The sequence below is a fragment of the Streptomyces sp. NPDC052114 genome (assembly GCF_040680155.1).
Taxonomy (GTDB): Bacteria; Actinomycetota; Actinomycetes; order Streptomycetales; family Streptomycetaceae; genus Streptomyces.
In genome coordinates, this window is the sequence record NZ_JBFAWC010000003.1 from 596,298 (window position 1) to 612,000 (window position 15,703).

Annotated in this window: 17 protein-coding genes; 9 read left to right on the plus strand and 8 right to left on the minus strand. The window is 69.8% G+C overall.

The features are described 5' to 3' along the window. Positions 1 to 3 precede the first annotated feature (3 nt). Both AB0L89_RS09510 and AB0L89_RS09515 read left to right on the plus strand, forming a co-directional pair. Positions 4 to 990, plus strand: a complete 987-nt coding sequence (locus tag AB0L89_RS09510; protein WP_365136892.1) for a DUF4097 family beta strand repeat-containing protein — start codon at positions 4 to 6, stop codon at positions 988 to 990. A gap of 1 nt (position 991) precedes the next feature. Beyond that, positions 992 to 2,203 carry a helix-turn-helix transcriptional regulator gene (locus tag AB0L89_RS09515; protein ID WP_365136895.1) on the plus strand — a complete coding sequence of 404 codons (1,212 nt, stop codon included), beginning with the start codon at positions 992 to 994 and terminating at the stop codon, positions 2,201 to 2,203. Between the two features lie 77 nt (positions 2,204 to 2,280). Here the strand turns inward: AB0L89_RS09515 and AB0L89_RS09520 are convergent, their stop codons facing one another. From AB0L89_RS09520 to AB0L89_RS09535, 4 genes are all read right to left on the minus strand, one after another. After that, entirely contained in the window at positions 2,281 to 2,898 is a 618-nt protein-coding gene (locus AB0L89_RS09520; RefSeq protein WP_365136898.1) for a Clp protease N-terminal domain-containing protein, read from the minus strand. After that, positions 2,898 to 3,107, minus strand: coding sequence for an HTH domain-containing protein (locus AB0L89_RS09525; RefSeq protein WP_365136901.1), 210 nt, complete (start codon positions 3,105 to 3,107; stop codon positions 2,898 to 2,900). Before AB0L89_RS09525 ends, AB0L89_RS09520 begins: the two co-directional genes overlap by 1 nt. Before the next feature lie 161 nt (positions 3,108 to 3,268). Beyond that, positions 3,269 to 4,231 carry a zinc-binding dehydrogenase gene (locus AB0L89_RS09530; RefSeq protein WP_365136904.1) on the minus strand — a complete coding sequence of 321 codons (963 nt, stop codon included), beginning with the start codon at positions 4,229 to 4,231 and terminating at the stop codon, positions 3,269 to 3,271. 121 nt (positions 4,232 to 4,352) lie between these two features. Further along, positions 4,353 to 5,567, minus strand: coding sequence for an NADP-dependent malic enzyme (locus AB0L89_RS09535; protein ID WP_365136907.1), 1,215 nt, complete (start codon positions 5,565 to 5,567; stop codon positions 4,353 to 4,355). 801 nt (positions 5,568 to 6,368) lie between these two features. Between AB0L89_RS09535 and AB0L89_RS09540 the strand changes: the two genes are divergently transcribed. Genes AB0L89_RS09540 through AB0L89_RS09550 form a run of 3 tightly spaced genes read left to right on the plus strand, consistent with a single transcriptional unit; the run spans position 6,369 to position 9,062 of the window. Beyond that, positions 6,369 to 7,325, plus strand: a complete 957-nt coding sequence (locus AB0L89_RS09540) for an ABC transporter substrate-binding protein (protein WP_365136910.1) — start codon at positions 6,369 to 6,371, stop codon at positions 7,323 to 7,325. Between the two features lie 34 nt (positions 7,326 to 7,359). Continuing rightward, positions 7,360 to 8,301, plus strand: a complete 942-nt coding sequence (locus AB0L89_RS09545; RefSeq protein WP_365136913.1) for an amino acid ABC transporter permease — start codon at positions 7,360 to 7,362, stop codon at positions 8,299 to 8,301. Then, a complete protein-coding gene (locus AB0L89_RS09550; RefSeq protein ID WP_365136916.1) occupies positions 8,301 to 9,062 on the plus strand; it encodes an amino acid ABC transporter ATP-binding protein in 762 nt (253 codons plus the stop codon). The genes AB0L89_RS09545 and AB0L89_RS09550 overlap by 1 nt, the downstream gene beginning before the upstream one ends. A gap of 120 nt (positions 9,063 to 9,182) precedes the next feature. Here AB0L89_RS09550 and AB0L89_RS09555 read toward each other — a convergent pair whose 3' ends face one another. After that, entirely contained in the window at positions 9,183 to 9,968 is a 786-nt protein-coding gene (locus tag AB0L89_RS09555) for a class I SAM-dependent methyltransferase (RefSeq protein ID WP_365136919.1), read from the minus strand. 91 nt (positions 9,969 to 10,059) lie between these two features. On the opposite strand from AB0L89_RS09555, the gene AB0L89_RS09560 reads away from it, so the two are divergent. Further along, positions 10,060 to 10,710 carry a CGNR zinc finger domain-containing protein gene (locus AB0L89_RS09560; RefSeq protein WP_365136922.1) on the plus strand — a complete coding sequence of 217 codons (651 nt, stop codon included), beginning with the start codon at positions 10,060 to 10,062 and terminating at the stop codon, positions 10,708 to 10,710. Here AB0L89_RS09560 and sodX read toward each other — a convergent pair. After that, positions 10,593 to 11,027, minus strand: a complete 435-nt coding sequence (gene sodX, locus AB0L89_RS09565) for a nickel-type superoxide dismutase maturation protease (RefSeq protein WP_365137225.1) — start codon at positions 11,025 to 11,027, stop codon at positions 10,593 to 10,595. The genes AB0L89_RS09560 and sodX overlap by 118 nt on opposite strands. A 144-nt stretch (positions 11,028 to 11,171) precedes the next feature. Between sodX and sodN the strand changes: the two genes are divergently transcribed. After that, entirely contained in the window at positions 11,172 to 11,567 is a 396-nt protein-coding gene (gene sodN, locus AB0L89_RS09570; protein WP_365136925.1) for a superoxide dismutase, Ni, read from the plus strand. 7 nt (positions 11,568 to 11,574) lie between these two features. On the opposite strand, the gene AB0L89_RS09575 is transcribed toward sodN, so the two are convergent. Both AB0L89_RS09575 and AB0L89_RS09580 read right to left on the minus strand, forming a co-directional pair. Next, on the minus strand, positions 11,575 to 12,729 hold the full coding sequence (locus tag AB0L89_RS09575) for a site-specific integrase (RefSeq protein WP_365136928.1): 1,155 nt from the start codon (positions 12,727 to 12,729) through the stop codon (positions 11,575 to 11,577). Positions 12,730 to 12,750: 21 nt separating this feature from the next. Continuing rightward, positions 12,751 to 13,254 carry a helix-turn-helix transcriptional regulator gene (locus AB0L89_RS09580; protein ID WP_365136931.1) on the minus strand — a complete coding sequence of 168 codons (504 nt, stop codon included), beginning with the start codon at positions 13,252 to 13,254 and terminating at the stop codon, positions 12,751 to 12,753. Positions 13,255 to 13,378: 124 nt separating this feature from the next. Between AB0L89_RS09580 and AB0L89_RS09585 the strand changes: the two genes are divergently transcribed. Next, entirely contained in the window at positions 13,379 to 13,576 is a 198-nt protein-coding gene (locus tag AB0L89_RS09585; protein WP_365136934.1) for a helix-turn-helix domain-containing protein, read from the plus strand. 625 nt (positions 13,577 to 14,201) lie between these two features. Then, positions 14,202 to 15,395: a DUF3631 domain-containing protein gene (locus AB0L89_RS09590; protein ID WP_365136937.1), complete on the plus strand. Its 1,194-nt coding sequence runs from the start codon at positions 14,202 to 14,204 to the stop codon at positions 15,393 to 15,395. The last annotated feature ends 308 nt before the right edge of the window (positions 15,396 to 15,703 follow it).

Here is a 15,703-nt window from a genome sequence, read left to right on the forward strand (position 1 = left end):
CTCATGCCAGAGTGGTCCGTCACCGAGCCCCGGAAGCTCACCTTCGAGGCCCCCGTCAGCACGCTCAACGTCCGCGTGGTCAACGGCACGGTGAACGTGGTGGGTACGGACGAGAGTTCCGCCCGTCTGGAAGTCTCCGCGATCGAGGGCCCTCCCCTGACCGTCACCCAGGAGGGCGGCACTCTCACCGTCGCCTATGACGACCTGCCCTGGAAGGGCTTCCTCAAGTGGTTCGACCGCAAGGGCTGGCGCCGCAGCGCGGTGGTCTCCCTGGCGGTGCCCGCGGGGACACATGTCGAGGTCGGCGTGGTCGGCGCCGGCGCCGTGGTCTCCGGCATCGAGGAGCGCGTGGACGTGCGGGGCGTATCCGGCGACACCACGCTGCTCGGCATAGCGGGCCCGGTCCGCGCGGACACGGTCTCCGGGAACGTGGAGGCGCAGGGCGTCACCGGCACCCTGAGGTTCAACTCGGTGTCCGGCAACCTCACGGTCGTCGAGGCGGCGGGCTCCTCCGTCCGCGCCGAGTCCGTGAGCGGCTCGATGATCGTGGACCTCGACCCGGCGGGCCGCCCCACCGACGTCGCCCTGACGAGCGTCTCGGGCGAGATCGCGATCCGGCTGCCGCACCCGGCGGACGCGGAGGTCGAGGTGGACACCGCGAGCGGCGCGGTGTCGAACGCCTTCGAGGATCTGCGGGTGAGCGGCCAGTGGGGCGCCAAGCGGATCACGGGCCGGCTGGGATCGGGCGCCGGCAGGCTCAAGGCGACGACGGTCTCCGGGTCCATCGCGCTGCTGCGCAGGCCCCCGATGGAGGAGGATCCCCGGGACGACGTCCCCCTGGACATCGACCCGACGGACAGCGGCGAGACGTCCACGGCCCCTCCCGCCGAAGCCGCTCCCGCCGACGCCACCCCCACACCGACCGACAGCACGACCGACGGCCCGATCGATGACCCGACCGACGGCCCGACCGACAAGAAGGTGCTCTGAGATGCCCCCCGTGTTCGCCCACGGCCGCCTGCGCCTGTATCTGCTCAAGCTGCTCGACGAGGCCCCGCGCCACGGCTATGAGGTGATCCGTCTCCTCGAAGAACGCTTCCAGGGGTTGTACGCGCCCTCCGCCGGGACGGTCTACCCCCGCCTCGCCAAGCTGGAGGCCGAGGGCCTGGTCACGCACACCACCGAGGGCGGCCGGAAGGTCTACGCCATCACGGACTCCGGCCGTGCCGAGCTGGCCGACCGCAGCGGCGAGCTGGCCGACCTGGAGCTGGAGATCCGCGAGTCGGTCGCCGAACTCGCGGCCGAGATCCGGGACGGCGTCCAGGGCGCGGCGGGCGACCTGCGCCGCGAGATGCGGGCGGCCGCCAGGGAGGCGCGCTCCTCGGGCGGCCCCGGCACGGGCAAGGGCTTCCCCGACCCGGCCGACTTCTTCGAGGGCACCTGGGGCGACAAGGAGAGCTGGCGCCAGGCGAAGGAGGAGTTCAAGCGGGCCAAGCAGGAGTGGAAGGAGCAGGCGCGGCGCGCGAAGGACGAGAGCCGCCGGGCCCGCGAGGAGGCCCAGCGCGCCCGCCGTCAGGCCAAGGACGCGCAGGAGCAGGCGCGGGCGCAGGCGCAGGAGGAGGTCCAGCGCATCGCGCGACGCGTGCAGGAGCAGGTCCAGGACCACTTCGCGCGGGGCGACTGGCCCACGGGCGTGCGTGAGGGTCTGACCGAACTGGCGAAGGAGTTCGGCGAGTTCGGCAAGGACTTCGGGAAGGGCTTCGGCGGCGGCCGGACCGAGGCGGACACCGAGTCCGGGCCGGACGCGGGGACGAAGAGGCCGACCGCCACGCAGACGGCGGGCGACCGGTCGGCACCAGGGGCCGAGTCCGCACCTGAGGCCAAGTCCGCGCCGGGGACCGGAGCCGCGCCCTCAGTCGGTGCGGAGCCCTCAGCCGGTGCGGAGCCCTCGGACGGCGCCGGGCCGAAGTTCAGCGCCGCCCGCGAGGACCTCCCCGTGGAGTACGCACCCGAGTGGGCCCGCGAGGACTCGACGGGTGATCCCGCCCGCGACCTGGACCGCCTGCTGGACCGCTTCCGGGACGACATCCGCGACGCGGCCCGCGACCACGGCGTGTCGGAGGACCAACTGCGCGACGCCCGGCGCCACTTGTCCCAGGCGGCGGCACACATCGGCGCCGCCCTGCGCACACCGAGGCCCTGACATCCGCGCGACGGCGCGGTGACCGCACCCCTCCGCTCCCCCGGGACGACCGGGGCACGGTCACCGCGCGGGGCACCTCAGGAGGAGGGCGTCGCCCCCGCGAACAGGATCCGTTCCAGCTCCGCGTACGTCACCCCGTGATCCGCGAGGACCTCCGAGACCACGCCGGGCCGGACGGTGAGCGCCAAGAGCAGATGCTGCCCCCCGATGGCCCGGTCGCGGCGCGCGCTCGCGATGCGCAGCGACTTCACGAGGACCTCCTTGGCATCGCGCGTGAAGGGCAGATGCCCCATCCGCCCGAACAGCCCCCTACGACCACCACCACGCGGTCCAGCGCCACCACCACCAGCACCAGCACCAGCACCCGCCAACACCCCGACCCCATGGGCCTCTTCGACCCGGGAGACGATCTCCTCGACGTCGATGCCGAGGTCGGCGAGCGCTTCGGCATCGGCCTGGGAGAGCCCTCCCCTGCGCCGCGCCTCGGCCAGGGCCCGCTCGATCGACGCGCGCCGGTCCGCGGCCCCCAGGGCCGTCAGCGCGAACGCGGCGCGGCTGCCGGCGCCCTCGTCGAGCCGCGCCAGGAGCGCGAGCAGCAGATGGCCGTCGTCGACCGAGGCGGCACCCGCCCGCTGCGCCTGCTCGACGGCGCCCACGACCACATCTCGGGCGTCCTCGGTGAATCGCTCGAACATCACTGCCTCCCGTACTTCTTGTGCACGGCCTGCCTGCTCACGCCGAGCTCCCCGGCGATCTCCTGCCACGACCAGCCCTGCCGACGCGCACTGCGCACCTGCACGGCCTCCAACTGCTCCACGAGCTTCCGCAACGCGGTGACGGCCCGCAGCCCGATCCGTGGGTCACGATCGCCCGCACGCGCGGCGAGATCCGTTGCTTCGGTCATGCTTGTCAACTTACGTTGACGCGCCCGAGGGTGTCAACCATGGTTGACATCAAGGCAGAGGTGAACAGCAGAAGGCGGAAGACAGAGGGCGGAAGGCGGAAGGCAACAGAAAAGGGCGGCCGTGACGGCCGCCCCTCCCCCTCCGCTCCGCGTCGGGTCTCTCAGACCTCCAGCACGATCTTCCCGAACTGCTCTCCCGACTCCAGGCGTTCGAAGCCCTCCCGGGCGCGGTCCAGGGGGAGCACCTCGTCGACCACCGGGCGCACCCCCGTGGCCGCGCAGAACGCCAGCAGGTCCTCCAGTTCGTCCTTGGTGCCCATGGTCGAGCCGACGACCTTCAGCTCCAGGAAGAAGATCCGGGTGAGCTCGGCGTGCGAGGGGCGGTCGCCGCTCGTGGCTCCGGAGATGACCAGCGTGCCGCCCGGCTTCAGCGACTTGACCGAGTGCGACCAGGTCGCCGCGCCGACCGTCTCCATGACGGCGTCCACCCGCTCCGGCAGCCGCGCGCCCGCCTCGAACACCTCGACGGCGCCCAGCTCCAGCGCCCGCTTCCGCTTGGCCTCGTCCCGGCTCGTGGCGAAGACGCGCAGGCCCGCCGCCTTGCCGAGCACGATCGCGGCCGTGGCGACACCGCCGCCCGCGCCCTGCACGAGGACCGAGTCCCCGGGGCGCACACCGGCGTTGGTGAAGAGCATGCGGTACGCGGTCAGCCACGCGGTCGGCAGGCAGGCGGCCTCGGCGAAGGACAGGCCCTTCGGCTTGGGCAGCACGTTCCAGGTGGGGACGGCCACGCGCTCGGCGAAGGTCCCCTGGTACTTCTCGGTCAGGATGGACCGGCCCTCACGGGGCCCGACGCCGTGCCCGGACTGCCCGATGACGGAGTGGAGGACCACCTCGTTCCCGTCCTCGTCGATCCCGGCGGCGTCACAGCCGAGGATCATCGGCAGCTTGTCCTCGGCGAGGCCGACGCCGCGCAGGGACCACAGGTCGTGGTGGTTGAGGGAGGCGGCCCTGACGTTCACGGTCGACCAGCCGGGGCGGGCCTCGGGGGCGGGGCGCTCCCCCAACTCAAGGCCGTCGAGCGGCTGGTCACGGTTGATGCGGGCGGCGTAGGCAGCGAACATGAGCCGACCCTAGGCGCGAGGCGCACCCCGGCGGAACCTCGTACGCCTGTGACACGCGCCGCGCCCCCTGCCGCGCCGACGAGGCACGACAGGGGGCGCGGCACACACCACGGGACCGGCGTCAGCGGCGCGCGACGCCCTCCGCGCGGGCGGCGGCGGCCACCGCGGCCGTCACGGCCGGGGCGACCCGCTCGTCGAACGGCGACGGGATCACGTAGTCCGCGGAGAGCTCGTCCCCGACGACGTCCGCGAGCGCGTCCGCGGCGGCGATCTTCATGCCCTCCGTGATGCGGGAGGCCCGCACCTGGAGCGCGCCCGCGAAGATGCCCGGGAAGGCGAGGACGTTGTTGATCTGGTTCGGGTAGTCCGAACGACCGGTCGCCACCACGGCCGCGTACTTGTGCGCGACGTCCGGGTGGACCTCGGGGTTCGGGTTGGCCATGGCGAACACGAAGGAGTTCGGCGCCATGGACGCGACGGCCGGCTCGGGAACGGTGCCGCCGGAGACGCCGATGAACACGTCGGCACCGGCCAGCGCCGCTTCCAGCGAGCCGCTCAGCCCGGCCTTGTTGGTGAGCTCGGCGAGCTCCCGCTTGACCGGGGTGAGGTCGTCGCGGTCCCGGCTCACGATGCCCTTGCGGTCCGCGACCGCCACGTCGCCGAGCCCCGCCTCGAGGAGGAACTTGGCGATGGCGACCCCGGCCGCGCCGGCGCCGGAGATGACGGCGCGCAGGTCACCGAGCGTGCGCCCGGTCAGCTTCGCCGCGTTGCGCAGCGCCGCGAGCGTCACCACGGCCGTGCCGTGCTGGTCGTCGTGGAAGACGGGGATGTCGAGCCGCTCCTGGAGCTTGCGCTCGATCTCGAAGCACCGCGGCGCCGAGATGTCCTCCAGGTTCACGCCGCCGAAGGACGGGGCGAGCCGGACCACGGTCTCGACGATCTCGTCGGCGTCCGTCGTCGCGAGCGCGATCGGCACCGCGTCCACGCCGCCGAACTGCTTGAACAGAATGGCCTTGCCCTCCATGACCGGGAGGGAGGCCTCGGCGCCGATGTCCCCGAGACCGAGCACGGCGGTCCCGTCGGTCACCACGGCGACGACATTGGATTTCCACGTGTAGTCGTGGACGAGCTCCGGCTGCTCGGCGATCGCGCTGCACACTTTCGCGACGCCGGGCGTGTACGCCAGGGACAGGTCGTCCTTGTCGCGGACGGGCACGGTGGCCTGCACGGCCATCTTGCCGCCACGGTGCAGCGCGAAGGCGGGATCGAAGGGCTCGTCTGCTCCTTCGTGATCCGTACTGCTGTCGCTGCGAGGATTGACGATCTCCGCTGCCACTTGTCTTACCCCTTAAGTCTTAATCATTCGTTGAGGGTGTCCACTCCCGGTTGAGAAGTGGGCGGGCACCGCGTCCGTTCCCCGCCTGTCGGCGGAGGGAGGTACGGACACGCGGGCGCGCCGCACACGCGCCCTGGGCCCCGGATGAGGGGTGTAACCACTCTTTCTACCCGAAGGGAGTGCGCCCGGGCGAGTGACATTGGTTGCAGGACGCCACTGCCGAAGGTCCCGGGCCACCGCGCGGCCGGGAACGGTCCGCCGCGACCGGGAGCACTTCGCCGTGATCAAGGGGGCTTCGCCGTGATCAAGGGCAGTTCGGCATGATCAAGCGCGCTTCATGGCGACCAAGAGGCTTTCGGCGCCAACAAGGACGGTTCAGCGCACTCAGGGGCGGTTCAGCGCACTCGGGGACGTTTCGACGCGATCAAGAATTCTTCGACCGGCATTTCCGACATCGGGACACTCGCCCACGAAGAAAAAGAAGCCCGCGGCAACCTTCGACACCTCGTCGACAGCCCCCGGCGCACAATGCCCGAATTCTCCGAATAGTGACCCTCGGAGGTCCACATCGCGAGATTCGACGGATATCAATCGGTTGGCGCCGATTCGCCCACGCCCCGCTTTGCCCCGCCAGTACCGGGCTGTCGGCATTCGAGGCGCTCCCGTTATCCGATTTTGACATCTCCGGCACCCAGAATCGGACGGTCCGAATGGCAAGATGCCGTCATCACACGAGGTCGCGACACCCGAAGGTGTGTGCCCGACCCATCGGCAACTCCCTCATCCGCCGGAGGACCCACCATGACCGCAAGCCCCCTTTGTCGTAAGACCGCAGCGAAGTCCGCGAAGTCCCGGATCGCCGCGGTCGGCGCGCTCGCGGTCGCCGGCTCGCTGCTGCTGTCCGGCTGCGGCGACCAGACGAACGACAAGGAGAGCGACTCGGTCAGCAACGCGCCGCTCGCCGACAAGCTGCCCAAGGAGTTCCGCGACAAGGGCGTCATCAAGGTCGGCTCCGACATCGCCTACCCGCCGGTGGAGTTCAAGGACAAGTCCGGCAACACCGTCGGCATCGACCCCGACCTCGGCGAGGCGCTGGGCAAGCAGCTCGGCGTGAAGTTCGAGTTCGAGAACGGCACCTTCGACACCCTCCTCGGCGGTCTGCGCTCCAAGCGCTACCAGGTCGCCATGTCGGCCATGACCGACACCAAGAACCGCCAGGAGGGCGTCGACGAGGACACCGGCAAGAAGGTCGGCACCGGCGTCGACTTCGTCGACTACTTCACGGCGGGCGTCTCGATCTACACCAAGAAGGGCGACGACCAGGGCATCAAGACCTGGGCCGACCTCTGCGGCAAGAAGATCGTCGTCCAGCGCGGCACCGTCTCGCACGACCTGGCCAAGGCCGAGTCGAAGAAGTGCAAGGACGGCAAGAAGATCGCGATCGAGCAGTTCGACAACGACCAGCAGGCCCAGACCCGGCTGCGCTCCGGCGGCGCGGACGCGGGTTCGTCCGACTTCCCGGTCGCCGCGTACGCGGTGAAGACCTCGGGCGGCGGCAAGGACTTCCAGCTGGTCGGCGAGCAGGTCGAGGCGGCTCCGTACGGCATCGCGGTGTCCAAGAAGAATCCCGAGCTGCGCGACGCCATCAAGGCCGCGCTGGACGCGATCATCGCGAACGGCGAGTACGAGAAGATCATCAAGAAGTGGGGCGTCGAGGACGGCGCGGTCAAGGAAGCCAAGGTCAACGGCGGCAAGTGACCGCATCCCTCCTAGTCGCTGAAAGGGCACTCACGTGACCCCCGACATCTCCAAGAAGGGCCCCGAGGACGACGTCCCGACGGCCCGCCCCGCGGAGGCCATCAAGGCCATCCCGGTCCGGCACGTCGGCCGGTACTTCGCCGCGGTCCTCGCGATCGGCGTCCTCGCCGCGATCGTCTACGCGTTCTCGCAGGGCGACATCAACTGGGGCGCGATCCCCGACAACTTCTTCGACGAGCGCATCCTCAAGGGCGTCCGCGAGACGCTGGTCCTCACCTTCCTCTCGATGCTCATCGGCGTCGTCGGCGGTGTGATCCTCTCCGTGATGCGCCTGTCGAAGAACCCGGTGACCTCGTCGATCGCCTGGTTCTACATCTGGTTCTTCCGCGGCACGCCGGTCCTGGTCCAGCTCTTCGTCTGGTTCAACCTCGGCTTCGTCTTCGACTACGTGAACCTCGGCCCCGTCTACAAGGACGAGTGGTCGGACTTCATGACGCCGTTCCTGACGGCGCTGCTCGGCCTCGGCCTCAACGAGGCCGCGTACATGGCGGAGATCTGCCGCGCCGGTCTGCTCTCGGTCGACGAGGGCCAGACCGAGGCGTCGCACGCGCTGGGCATGAGCCACGGCAAGACGCTGCGCCGCGTGGTGCTGCCGCAGGCGATGCGCGTGGTCGTGCCGCCGACCGGCAACGAGTTCATCAACATGCTGAAGACGACCTCGCTGGTCGCGGCCGTCCAGTACTACGAACTCCTCAAGTACGCCCAGGACATCGGCACCTCGTCGGGCGCGACGGTGGAGGCCCTGCTGCTCGCCGCCTGCTGGTACCTGATCATGACGTCGATCCTCAGCGTCGGCCAGTACTACCTGGAGCGGTACTACGCGCGCGGCTCGTCCCGCACCCTGCCGGACACCCCCTTCCAGAAGATCAAGGCCAACCTGCTGTCCCTGAGCAACCGAGCGGGAGGCGTGCGCTGATGACCGCCATGGTGAAGGCCGAGGGCGTCCACAAGTCCTTCGGCAACGTAGAGGTCCTCAAGGGCATCGACCTGCAGGTCGAGCAGGGCGAGGTGTTCTGCCTGATCGGCCCGTCCGGCTCCGGCAAGTCGACGTTCCTGCGCTGCATCAACCACCTGGAGAAGATCAACGCCGGCCGGCTGTACGTCGACGGCGACCTGGTGGGCTACCGGCAGAAGGGCGACAAGCTCTACGAGCTCAGGGACAGCGAGGTCGCCCTGAAGCGCCGGGACATCGGCATGGTCTTCCAGCGCTTCAACCTCTTCCCGCACATGACGGCGCTTGAAAACGTCATGGAGGCGCCGGTCCAGGTCAAGGGCATCCCCAAGGCCCAGGCCCGGGAGCGCGCCGGCCAGCTCCTGGAGCGGGTGGGCCTCGCCGACAAGGCGGGCAACTACCCCTCGCAGCTCTCCGGCGGCCAGCAGCAGCGCGTGGCGATCGCCCGCGCGCTGGCGATGGACCCGAAGCTGATGCTCTTCGACGAGCCGACCTCGGCGCTCGACCCCGAGCTGGTCGGCGACGTGCTCGACGTGATGCGCGACCTCGCGGAGTCCGGCATGACGATGATCGTCGTCACGCACGAGATGGGCTTCGCACGCGAGGTCGGCGACAGCCTCGTCTTCATGGACGGCGGCGTGGTGGTCGAGTCGGGCAACCCGCGGGAGGTCCTGACGAACCCGCGGCACGAGCGGACGCAGTCGTTCTTGTCCAAGGTCCTTTGACGCCACCGGGTTGAACGAAAGGCCGGCACGGATCCCTGATCCGTGCCGGCCTTTCGGCGTGCCCCGTAAGGGACGCGGGGAACTGCGCGACCAGCCACGACGAACCCGCAGCCGGGACTCCTACTTCAGGCCGAGCACCACCGCGTCCGCGGGCGAGGCCCACACAGAGCGCGCCTCGGCGAAACCCGCCTCCCGCAGGGTCAGCGCGTGCCACTCGGCCGACGGCATGTCCCCGTCCGCGTGGTCGCCGTAGATCTCGAACCGCTTGGCCGTGGGCCCCGCGAGGACCGGGTCCTGCGCGGCCAGCTGCCACCACTCCTTCCAGTCCAGGACGCCCTCGGCCTTCTCCCGGTCCATCCGGCGGTGACGCAGCGCGCTCTCCGCGGCGTTCAGCCGCGGGGTCCCCGGGTCGGGCATGTGGTCGGCGTTCATGAAGACGCCGCCGTCGCGGACGAGTCCGGCGAGCTGCCCGTAGAGCGTGGCGAGCGGACCGCTGTGCAGCCAGTGCAGGGCGGTGGCGGTGAGCACGGCGTCGTACGCGTCGTGCGGCAGCGCGGCCGTCCAGTCGGGGTCCTTCAGGTCGGCGGTGACGAAGGTGACCCGGTCGTCGCCCGCGAAGGTGCCCTCGGCGATCGTGAGCAGCGCGGGGTCCAGGTCGACGCCGACGCTGGTGGCGTCCGGGAACCTCTGGAGCAGCCGGTCCGTAATACTTCCCGTACCGCACGCCAGATCGAGCACGCGTGGCGCGGTTCCGACCACGGCCTCGACCATGTCGAGCATGATGCGGAAGCGCTCCTCGCGGTCGGGCAGGTACCACTGCTGCTGCCGGTCCCAGCTCTCCTGCCAGGCGCGCCAGTCGGTGCCGAGCCCGTCCCCGGTCTTGGCTCCCGTCCCCGTTTCCGTCATCAGAACCCCTCCACTCCGTAATACCCTGGTACCGCAAGCGGCCATTACCGGCCGACGACCCGACGATAGCCCGCTCCCGTAAGGACTACAAGTGGAACTGGCCCATTACTCAGACTTCGCCGTACGCCTGGTCAACAGCGAGGAGCCGGGCCGTGACAAGGACAGGCTGACCTCGGTGGAGGTGATCCGGGAGCTGTTCGGGCCGAGCACGCAGATGGCCCGGCGCGCCACGGAGTCCGACCTCACCCGCTTCCGTTCGGTACGGGCCCGGCTCAGGGCGGTCTTCGAGGCGGCCGACGAGGGCGACGAGACGCTCGCGGTCGACCTGCTGAACTCGCTGCTCCTGGAGTTCCCCGTCAGCCCGCAGATCTCGGGCCACGACCACCGGGACGAGGACGGCCGGCCGCTGTGGCACATGCATCTGGCGGACCACTCGTCGAACGCGACCGCCGGGTACGCCGCGATCGCCGCGATGGGCCTCGCCTTCCACCTCACCGAGCACGGCGTGGAGCGCTTCGGCCTGTGCGAGGCGGCGCCGTGCCGCAACGCCTACCTCGACACGTCCACGAACCGCTCCCGGCGCTACTGCTCGGACCGCTGCGCGACCCGCGCCAACGTCGCCGCCTACCGCGCCCGCAAGCGCCTGGAGACGGAGCGCTCGGCGAGCACCGGACGCACCGCGGCCAGCGCCCAGCGCACCACCGCCAGCGGCGAGCGGCGGCCGGGTGCGGGCGGACGGTAGCGGAACCTCGCCTTCCCGAGGACCAGTTCCTCGGGAACGACGCCGTAGTCCGTACTGTCCCCGCCCGCGAACGCGTTGTCGCCGAGCACCCACCAGCCGCCCTCGCGGCGCTCCTTGGCCCGCTTGACGACCAACAGGTCCTGCTGGAACGGATGGCGCAGAACCACCACGTCACCCGGGCGCACCCGCGCTCCCCACCGCACCAGCAGCCGGTCCCCGTGGTACAGCGTGGGCACCATCGAAGGACCGGTCACCTCCGCCGCGCCCCACGGCACGAGGGCCCTTCCGTGCTCGGACTCCTGCGACAGCTCCGGCATCACCGGCACCTCCCCGGTTCCATCCTCCACCAGTCCCAGTCTGACCCTGGACTTTTGTCCTAAGCCCATGGGGGCCCTCGCGAAAACCCGTCTCTCACGGAGTAATGTCCCACCTGAGAAGACGATCACGAGGAGGACAGCACCATGCTTTCCCGCCTGTTTGCCCCCAAGGTGAAGGTCAGCGCCCACTGCGACCTGCCCTGCGGTGTGTACGACCCGGCCCAGGCCCGCATCGAGGCGGAGTCGGTCAAGGCCGTGCAGGAGAAGATGGCCGCCAACGACGACGCGCACTTCCAGGCGCGCGCCGTGGTCATCAAGGAGCAGCGCGCCGAGCTGGCCAAGCACCACGTCTCGGTGCTCTGGAGCGACTACTTCAAGCCCCCGCACTTCGAGAAGTACCCGGAGCTGCACCAGCTGGTGAACGACGCCCTCAAGGCCCTCTCGGCCGCGAAGGCGTCCACGGACCCGGCCACGGGCCAGAAGGCGCTCGACTACATCGCCCAGATCGACAAGATCTTCTGGGAGACGAAGAAGGCTTGATCTTTGGCTAGGCCGTTTGACCTGCGGTTTCGCGGGTCGTATCGCCTACCTGTCCGCACCCGGTCCGCAGGCCGCCGAGAACGGCGTCCATGACGGACCGGGTGCGGTCTTCTTCGCCCGGCCACAGGTGTGCGTACGTCCGAAGGGTGATGACCGCGGACGCGTGGCCGAGAACGAGCTGGACCTGCTTGACGCTTGCCCCGCCGGCGATGAGGGCGGAGGCGAAGAAGTGCCGCAGGTCGTGGGTCGTCATGTGCGGCAGTTCGACGGGCTTGCGGCCCTCGCGCTCGGCCGCCTTGTTCTCCGCTTGCTGTAGCGCTTTCCGAGCGCAGTTCCACTCGGTCTTCCAGCGGCGGTAGTTGAGGGGCTCGCACTCCTCCATCGTGAACAGCCACTCTTTCGAGGGGCGTGCGGCGAGGTGCGCCAGGAGCGCGTCGGTGACGACCTCGCCGACCGGCACCGTACGCCTGGACTTGCCGGTCTTCGGTGGACCGATCAGGCCGGACTGCAAGCGCTGCCGCTCGACGCGGATCGCGCCGTTCTTGAAGTCGACGTCCGAGACCTTCAGGCCGAGCAACTCACCTATGCGCAAGCCTGATCCGGCCAGGGCGATGATCGCCGCGCGAATGTACGGCGGCATGGCGGTGGCCATCGCCTCGACCTGCGCGACCGTGGGCGGAGTGACCTCCTCGTCGGGTATGGGCGGGAGGGTGATCCGCTTGCAGGGGCTCGCAGGTATCACCTTGTCCTCGACGGCGGCCGTCATGACGCGGACAAGGACGTCGTAGACGTTGCGCACGCTGCCCGGCCCCAGTTGCTCGGAGAGCTTCTTGAAGAGGGCCTGGATATGGGTCCGTCGCAGGGATGCCATCGCGTACGAGCCGAGCGCGGGCGTCAGGTGCACCCGCAGCGCGTTGTCCGTGATCCGGGTGCCGGCCTCACCCGCGATCTGCTCGGCTTCCCACTTCGCCGCGTACTTCTCGAAGGAGATCCTTCCGGCACGCGGGTCGACGTACAGGCCGGTGACCATGCTGGTCGTGACCTCGTCGAGCCACCGCTGGGCGTCAACCTTGCGCTCGAAGTGGCGGGCGTGCTCCTTGCCGTCGAGGTCTCGGTAGCGGGCCCGCCACTTACCGTTGGGGCGCTTCTGGATGTTGGCCAAGTTCGTTCTCCTTTGGGCTGGTCAGTGGTAGTAGCCGCCACCCTCGATGTACTCGGTGAGGGCGCGGGCATCGCGCTCTTCGCCGGTGAGGCGAAGGCACTGTTCGTGGATGGCCCGTGAGCTCTCCGAGTGGGCCTCGATGTATTCAGCGGTCGCCACCACCGCGTCGTGGAGGCGGTCCTGGGCGTCGCGGGACTCGTAGAACGCCTCGACCGTTTCCTGGACGAGGCGCCGACCTTCCATGTCGATGCCTTCGAGGGGCGGGGACATGAGCTCTTCGAGGGGGAGCTCGAAGACCCGGGCGAAGGCGAGTGCCTCGTCGAGGTTGATGCGGCGACGGGGCTCGCCGTTCTCGATGCGCCAGACCGCGGTCTGGTTCAGCTTCACGCCAGCCTTGGTCACCCGCTCCGCCAGCTCGGTTGTGCTCCAGCCCCGAACCTCGCGCTCCAGCGCCACGCGCGCCGCGACGTTCCCTTCGCTGTAGAGCAGTGGCACCTCGCCGCCATCTGCCTTGCCGCCTGCCATCGAACCTCCTTCTCGCCATCATCGCTATCCAAATTGAAACATGTGCTAGCCGATTTGGGTAATCGGCGATCGCGAGGTACATCTTATGCAGATTGATTTGCCACCTAGTCGATTGGGAAACTGCATGGGTCGATACCTCACCACCACCGAGGTCGCCGAGCGCTACCGCACGGCCGAGAGCACCGTCCGCTACTGGCGCCAGATGGGGAAGGGGCCGCGCGGCATGAAGATCGGGAAGCGCGTGCTCTACGCCGAGGCCGAGCTGCAGCGCTACGAGCAGGCGCTGGCGCAGGGGTCGAGCGAGTGGGGGCTGGCCTCATGAGGGACCGACTGTCCCCGGCATGGGAACGGCCCTCGGCGAGCTGTCGCCGAGGGCCGGAGATTCCCCAACTGATCGCCCATCGCTGATAAATGAGCTGGGGAGAGGTGGGGCTTGCCCGCCCCGCCTCTCCCGGAGAGGAACGTCTATGGAGGACTCTACGTCCCCCGACACCACCAACACATCCCCCGCTACCGTCTGGCCTGCTGCGGCGGTCCCCGGTCAGGGCATCCCCTGGCAGCGCGGGGACCGGCAGGACACCCCGTCCCCTGTCCCCATACCCGGCCAACTGGCCTTGCCGGGAAACGGGGACCAGCCCTCGGCTGATCCGGGAACAGGAGACGGTCCCCTCGCGGTGCCCGTCCCCGAGCCCCCACACGTCACGGTCCCGGTATCCACAAGCGGTGGAAACGCGCAGGTCACCGGCGCACGATTGGGGACCGGTCCCCAACGCTCCGAGGTTGCGCCAGGGGACCGTAATGGGGACGGTGATGACCGTCCCCATCTGTCACCGGGGACGGGCGGCTTGGTGAAGGGGACCGTGCAGCACGATGCGCCGGTCCCCGATGACGGGCCAGGTGCTGGAGTCCACGCCGATGTCAGTCCCGTCGCAGCCGGTGACGGGGCCGTGCTGCTCGACGAGCTGCGGGCGGCGATCGCCAAGTACGTCGTGCTCCCCAGTGACGAGGCGCTGACCGCGGTGACGCTGTGGGTGGCGGCCACCCACATCCAGACCGTGCTGCAGCACGCGCCCCGCCTTGCGGTGATGAGCCCGACGAAGGGCTGCGGCAAGTCCCGTGTCCTGGACGTGCTCTACGAGACCGTCCACGACCCGATGATGACGGTGAACACCTCGCCGGCGGTCATCTTCCGCACCATCGGCAAGATTCCGCCCACCCTGCTGGTGGACGAGGCCGACACAATCTTCGGCCCCAAGGCCAGTGGGGACAGCGAGATTCTGCGCGGGCTGCTGAACGCGGGCCATCAGCGCAACCGGCCTGCCTGGCGAATCTCCGGCCCCGAGCACAAGCCCACCCCGTTCCCTACCTTCGCGATGGCCGCGATCGCGGGAATCGGTGACCTGCCGGACACCATCACCGACCGGTCGGTCGTGCTGCGGATGCAGAAGCGCAAGCCCGGTGAGAAGGTCGCCCCGTTCCGGACGCGGTACGCGGCACCGGAACTCAACGCGCTACGTGACCGGTTGAACGCCTGGCTGGGCCCCCTGCGTGGCACCGCTGCCCGGATGGTTCCGGTGATGCCGGTGGAGGACCGGGCGGCGGACACCTGGGAGCCGCTGGTGATCGTCGCCGATCTGGCCGGCGGTCACTGGCCCGCCGAGGCTCGCGCCTCCTGCCTGGCGATGACGCGGCACGAGGCCGTCCAGGACGAGCAGACCAGCCTCAAGACACGGCTGCTGCGCGACATCCATCGCATCTTCGCCCAGGCACACAACCCCGACGCCCTGCCCACCCAGGACCTGGTCGCCGCCCTCATCCAGGACGCTGACGCCCCTTGGGCGGAGCACGGCGCCAAGGGGCTGAACGCCTACCACCTGGGCAACCTGCTGCGCGACTTCGGGATCGGCCCGGCCAACTACCGCTTCGACAAGGGCAGGCAGGCCAAGGCTTATGCCCGCAACCGGTTCCTGGACGCCTGGGCCCGCCACTGCCCCGACCTCGTCGAGGCGGGCACCGCACCCGAGCCGACACACGGCACTGAGCCCACGCGTCCGGCTCCAGGCAAGCAGCCCGCCGCGCCGACGGGGGCGCTGCCCGTCGGCCCGCCCAGCGGTCCCACCGGGGCCAAGCGGACTCGCTGACCCCATCCGGTCGTAGTCCGTATCACTGCGTCGCGTCCGTCCCCGCGCAGGTCAGCGCGGGGACGGACTCCGTCGCCGGGACGCACGTCTCCGTACCTGCCCGGACGTCCGTACCTGCGCTGACCAGGCATGCAACGCATGCGACGCACGCGACACCACCCCACCCATGCCTTTGGAGCGCCCACATGCATGTCACTGACACCGACGACCACCATCCCGCTGACCGCCGTCGGGGATGGTTCGGGCCGGCCCGACGAACAGCAGCAAGCTGGAGCGTTCGAGCCCCTAAAGGGGCTACGTCCGCGCTT

Bases quoted from the DNA above. Each gene is read 5' to 3' on its own strand.
- sodX (WP_365137225.1), bottom strand. From the start codon at position 11,027: ATGCCGGAGCTGTCGCAGGAGTCCGAGCACGGAAGGGCCCTCGTGCCG.
- AB0L89_RS09580 (WP_365136931.1), bottom strand. From the start codon at position 13,254: ATGGCAGGCGGCAAGGCAGATGGCGGCGAGGTGCCACTGCTCTACAGC.
- AB0L89_RS09550 (WP_365136916.1), top strand. From the start codon at position 8,301: ATGACCGCCATGGTGAAGGCCGAGGGCGTCCACAAGTCCTTCGGCAAC.
- AB0L89_RS09540 (WP_365136910.1), top strand. From the start codon at position 6,369: ATGACCGCAAGCCCCCTTTGTCGTAAGACCGCAGCGAAGTCCGCGAAG.
- AB0L89_RS09520 (WP_365136898.1), bottom strand. From the start codon at position 2,898: ATGTTCGAGCGATTCACCGAGGACGCCCGAGATGTGGTCGTGGGCGCC.
- AB0L89_RS09515 (WP_365136895.1), top strand. From the start codon at position 992: ATGCCCCCCGTGTTCGCCCACGGCCGCCTGCGCCTGTATCTGCTCAAG.
- AB0L89_RS09525 (WP_365136901.1), bottom strand. From the start codon at position 3,107: ATGACCGAAGCAACGGATCTCGCCGCGCGTGCGGGCGATCGTGACCCA.
- sodN (WP_365136925.1), top strand. From the start codon at position 11,172: ATGCTTTCCCGCCTGTTTGCCCCCAAGGTGAAGGTCAGCGCCCACTGC.
- AB0L89_RS09530 (WP_365136904.1), bottom strand. From the start codon at position 4,231: ATGTTCGCTGCCTACGCCGCCCGCATCAACCGTGACCAGCCGCTCGAC.
- AB0L89_RS09555 (WP_365136919.1), bottom strand. From the start codon at position 9,968: ATGACGGAAACGGGGACGGGAGCCAAGACCGGGGACGGGCTCGGCACC.
- AB0L89_RS09585 (WP_365136934.1), top strand. From the start codon at position 13,379: ATGGGTCGATACCTCACCACCACCGAGGTCGCCGAGCGCTACCGCACG.
- AB0L89_RS09510 (WP_365136892.1), top strand. From the start codon at position 4: ATGCCAGAGTGGTCCGTCACCGAGCCCCGGAAGCTCACCTTCGAGGCC.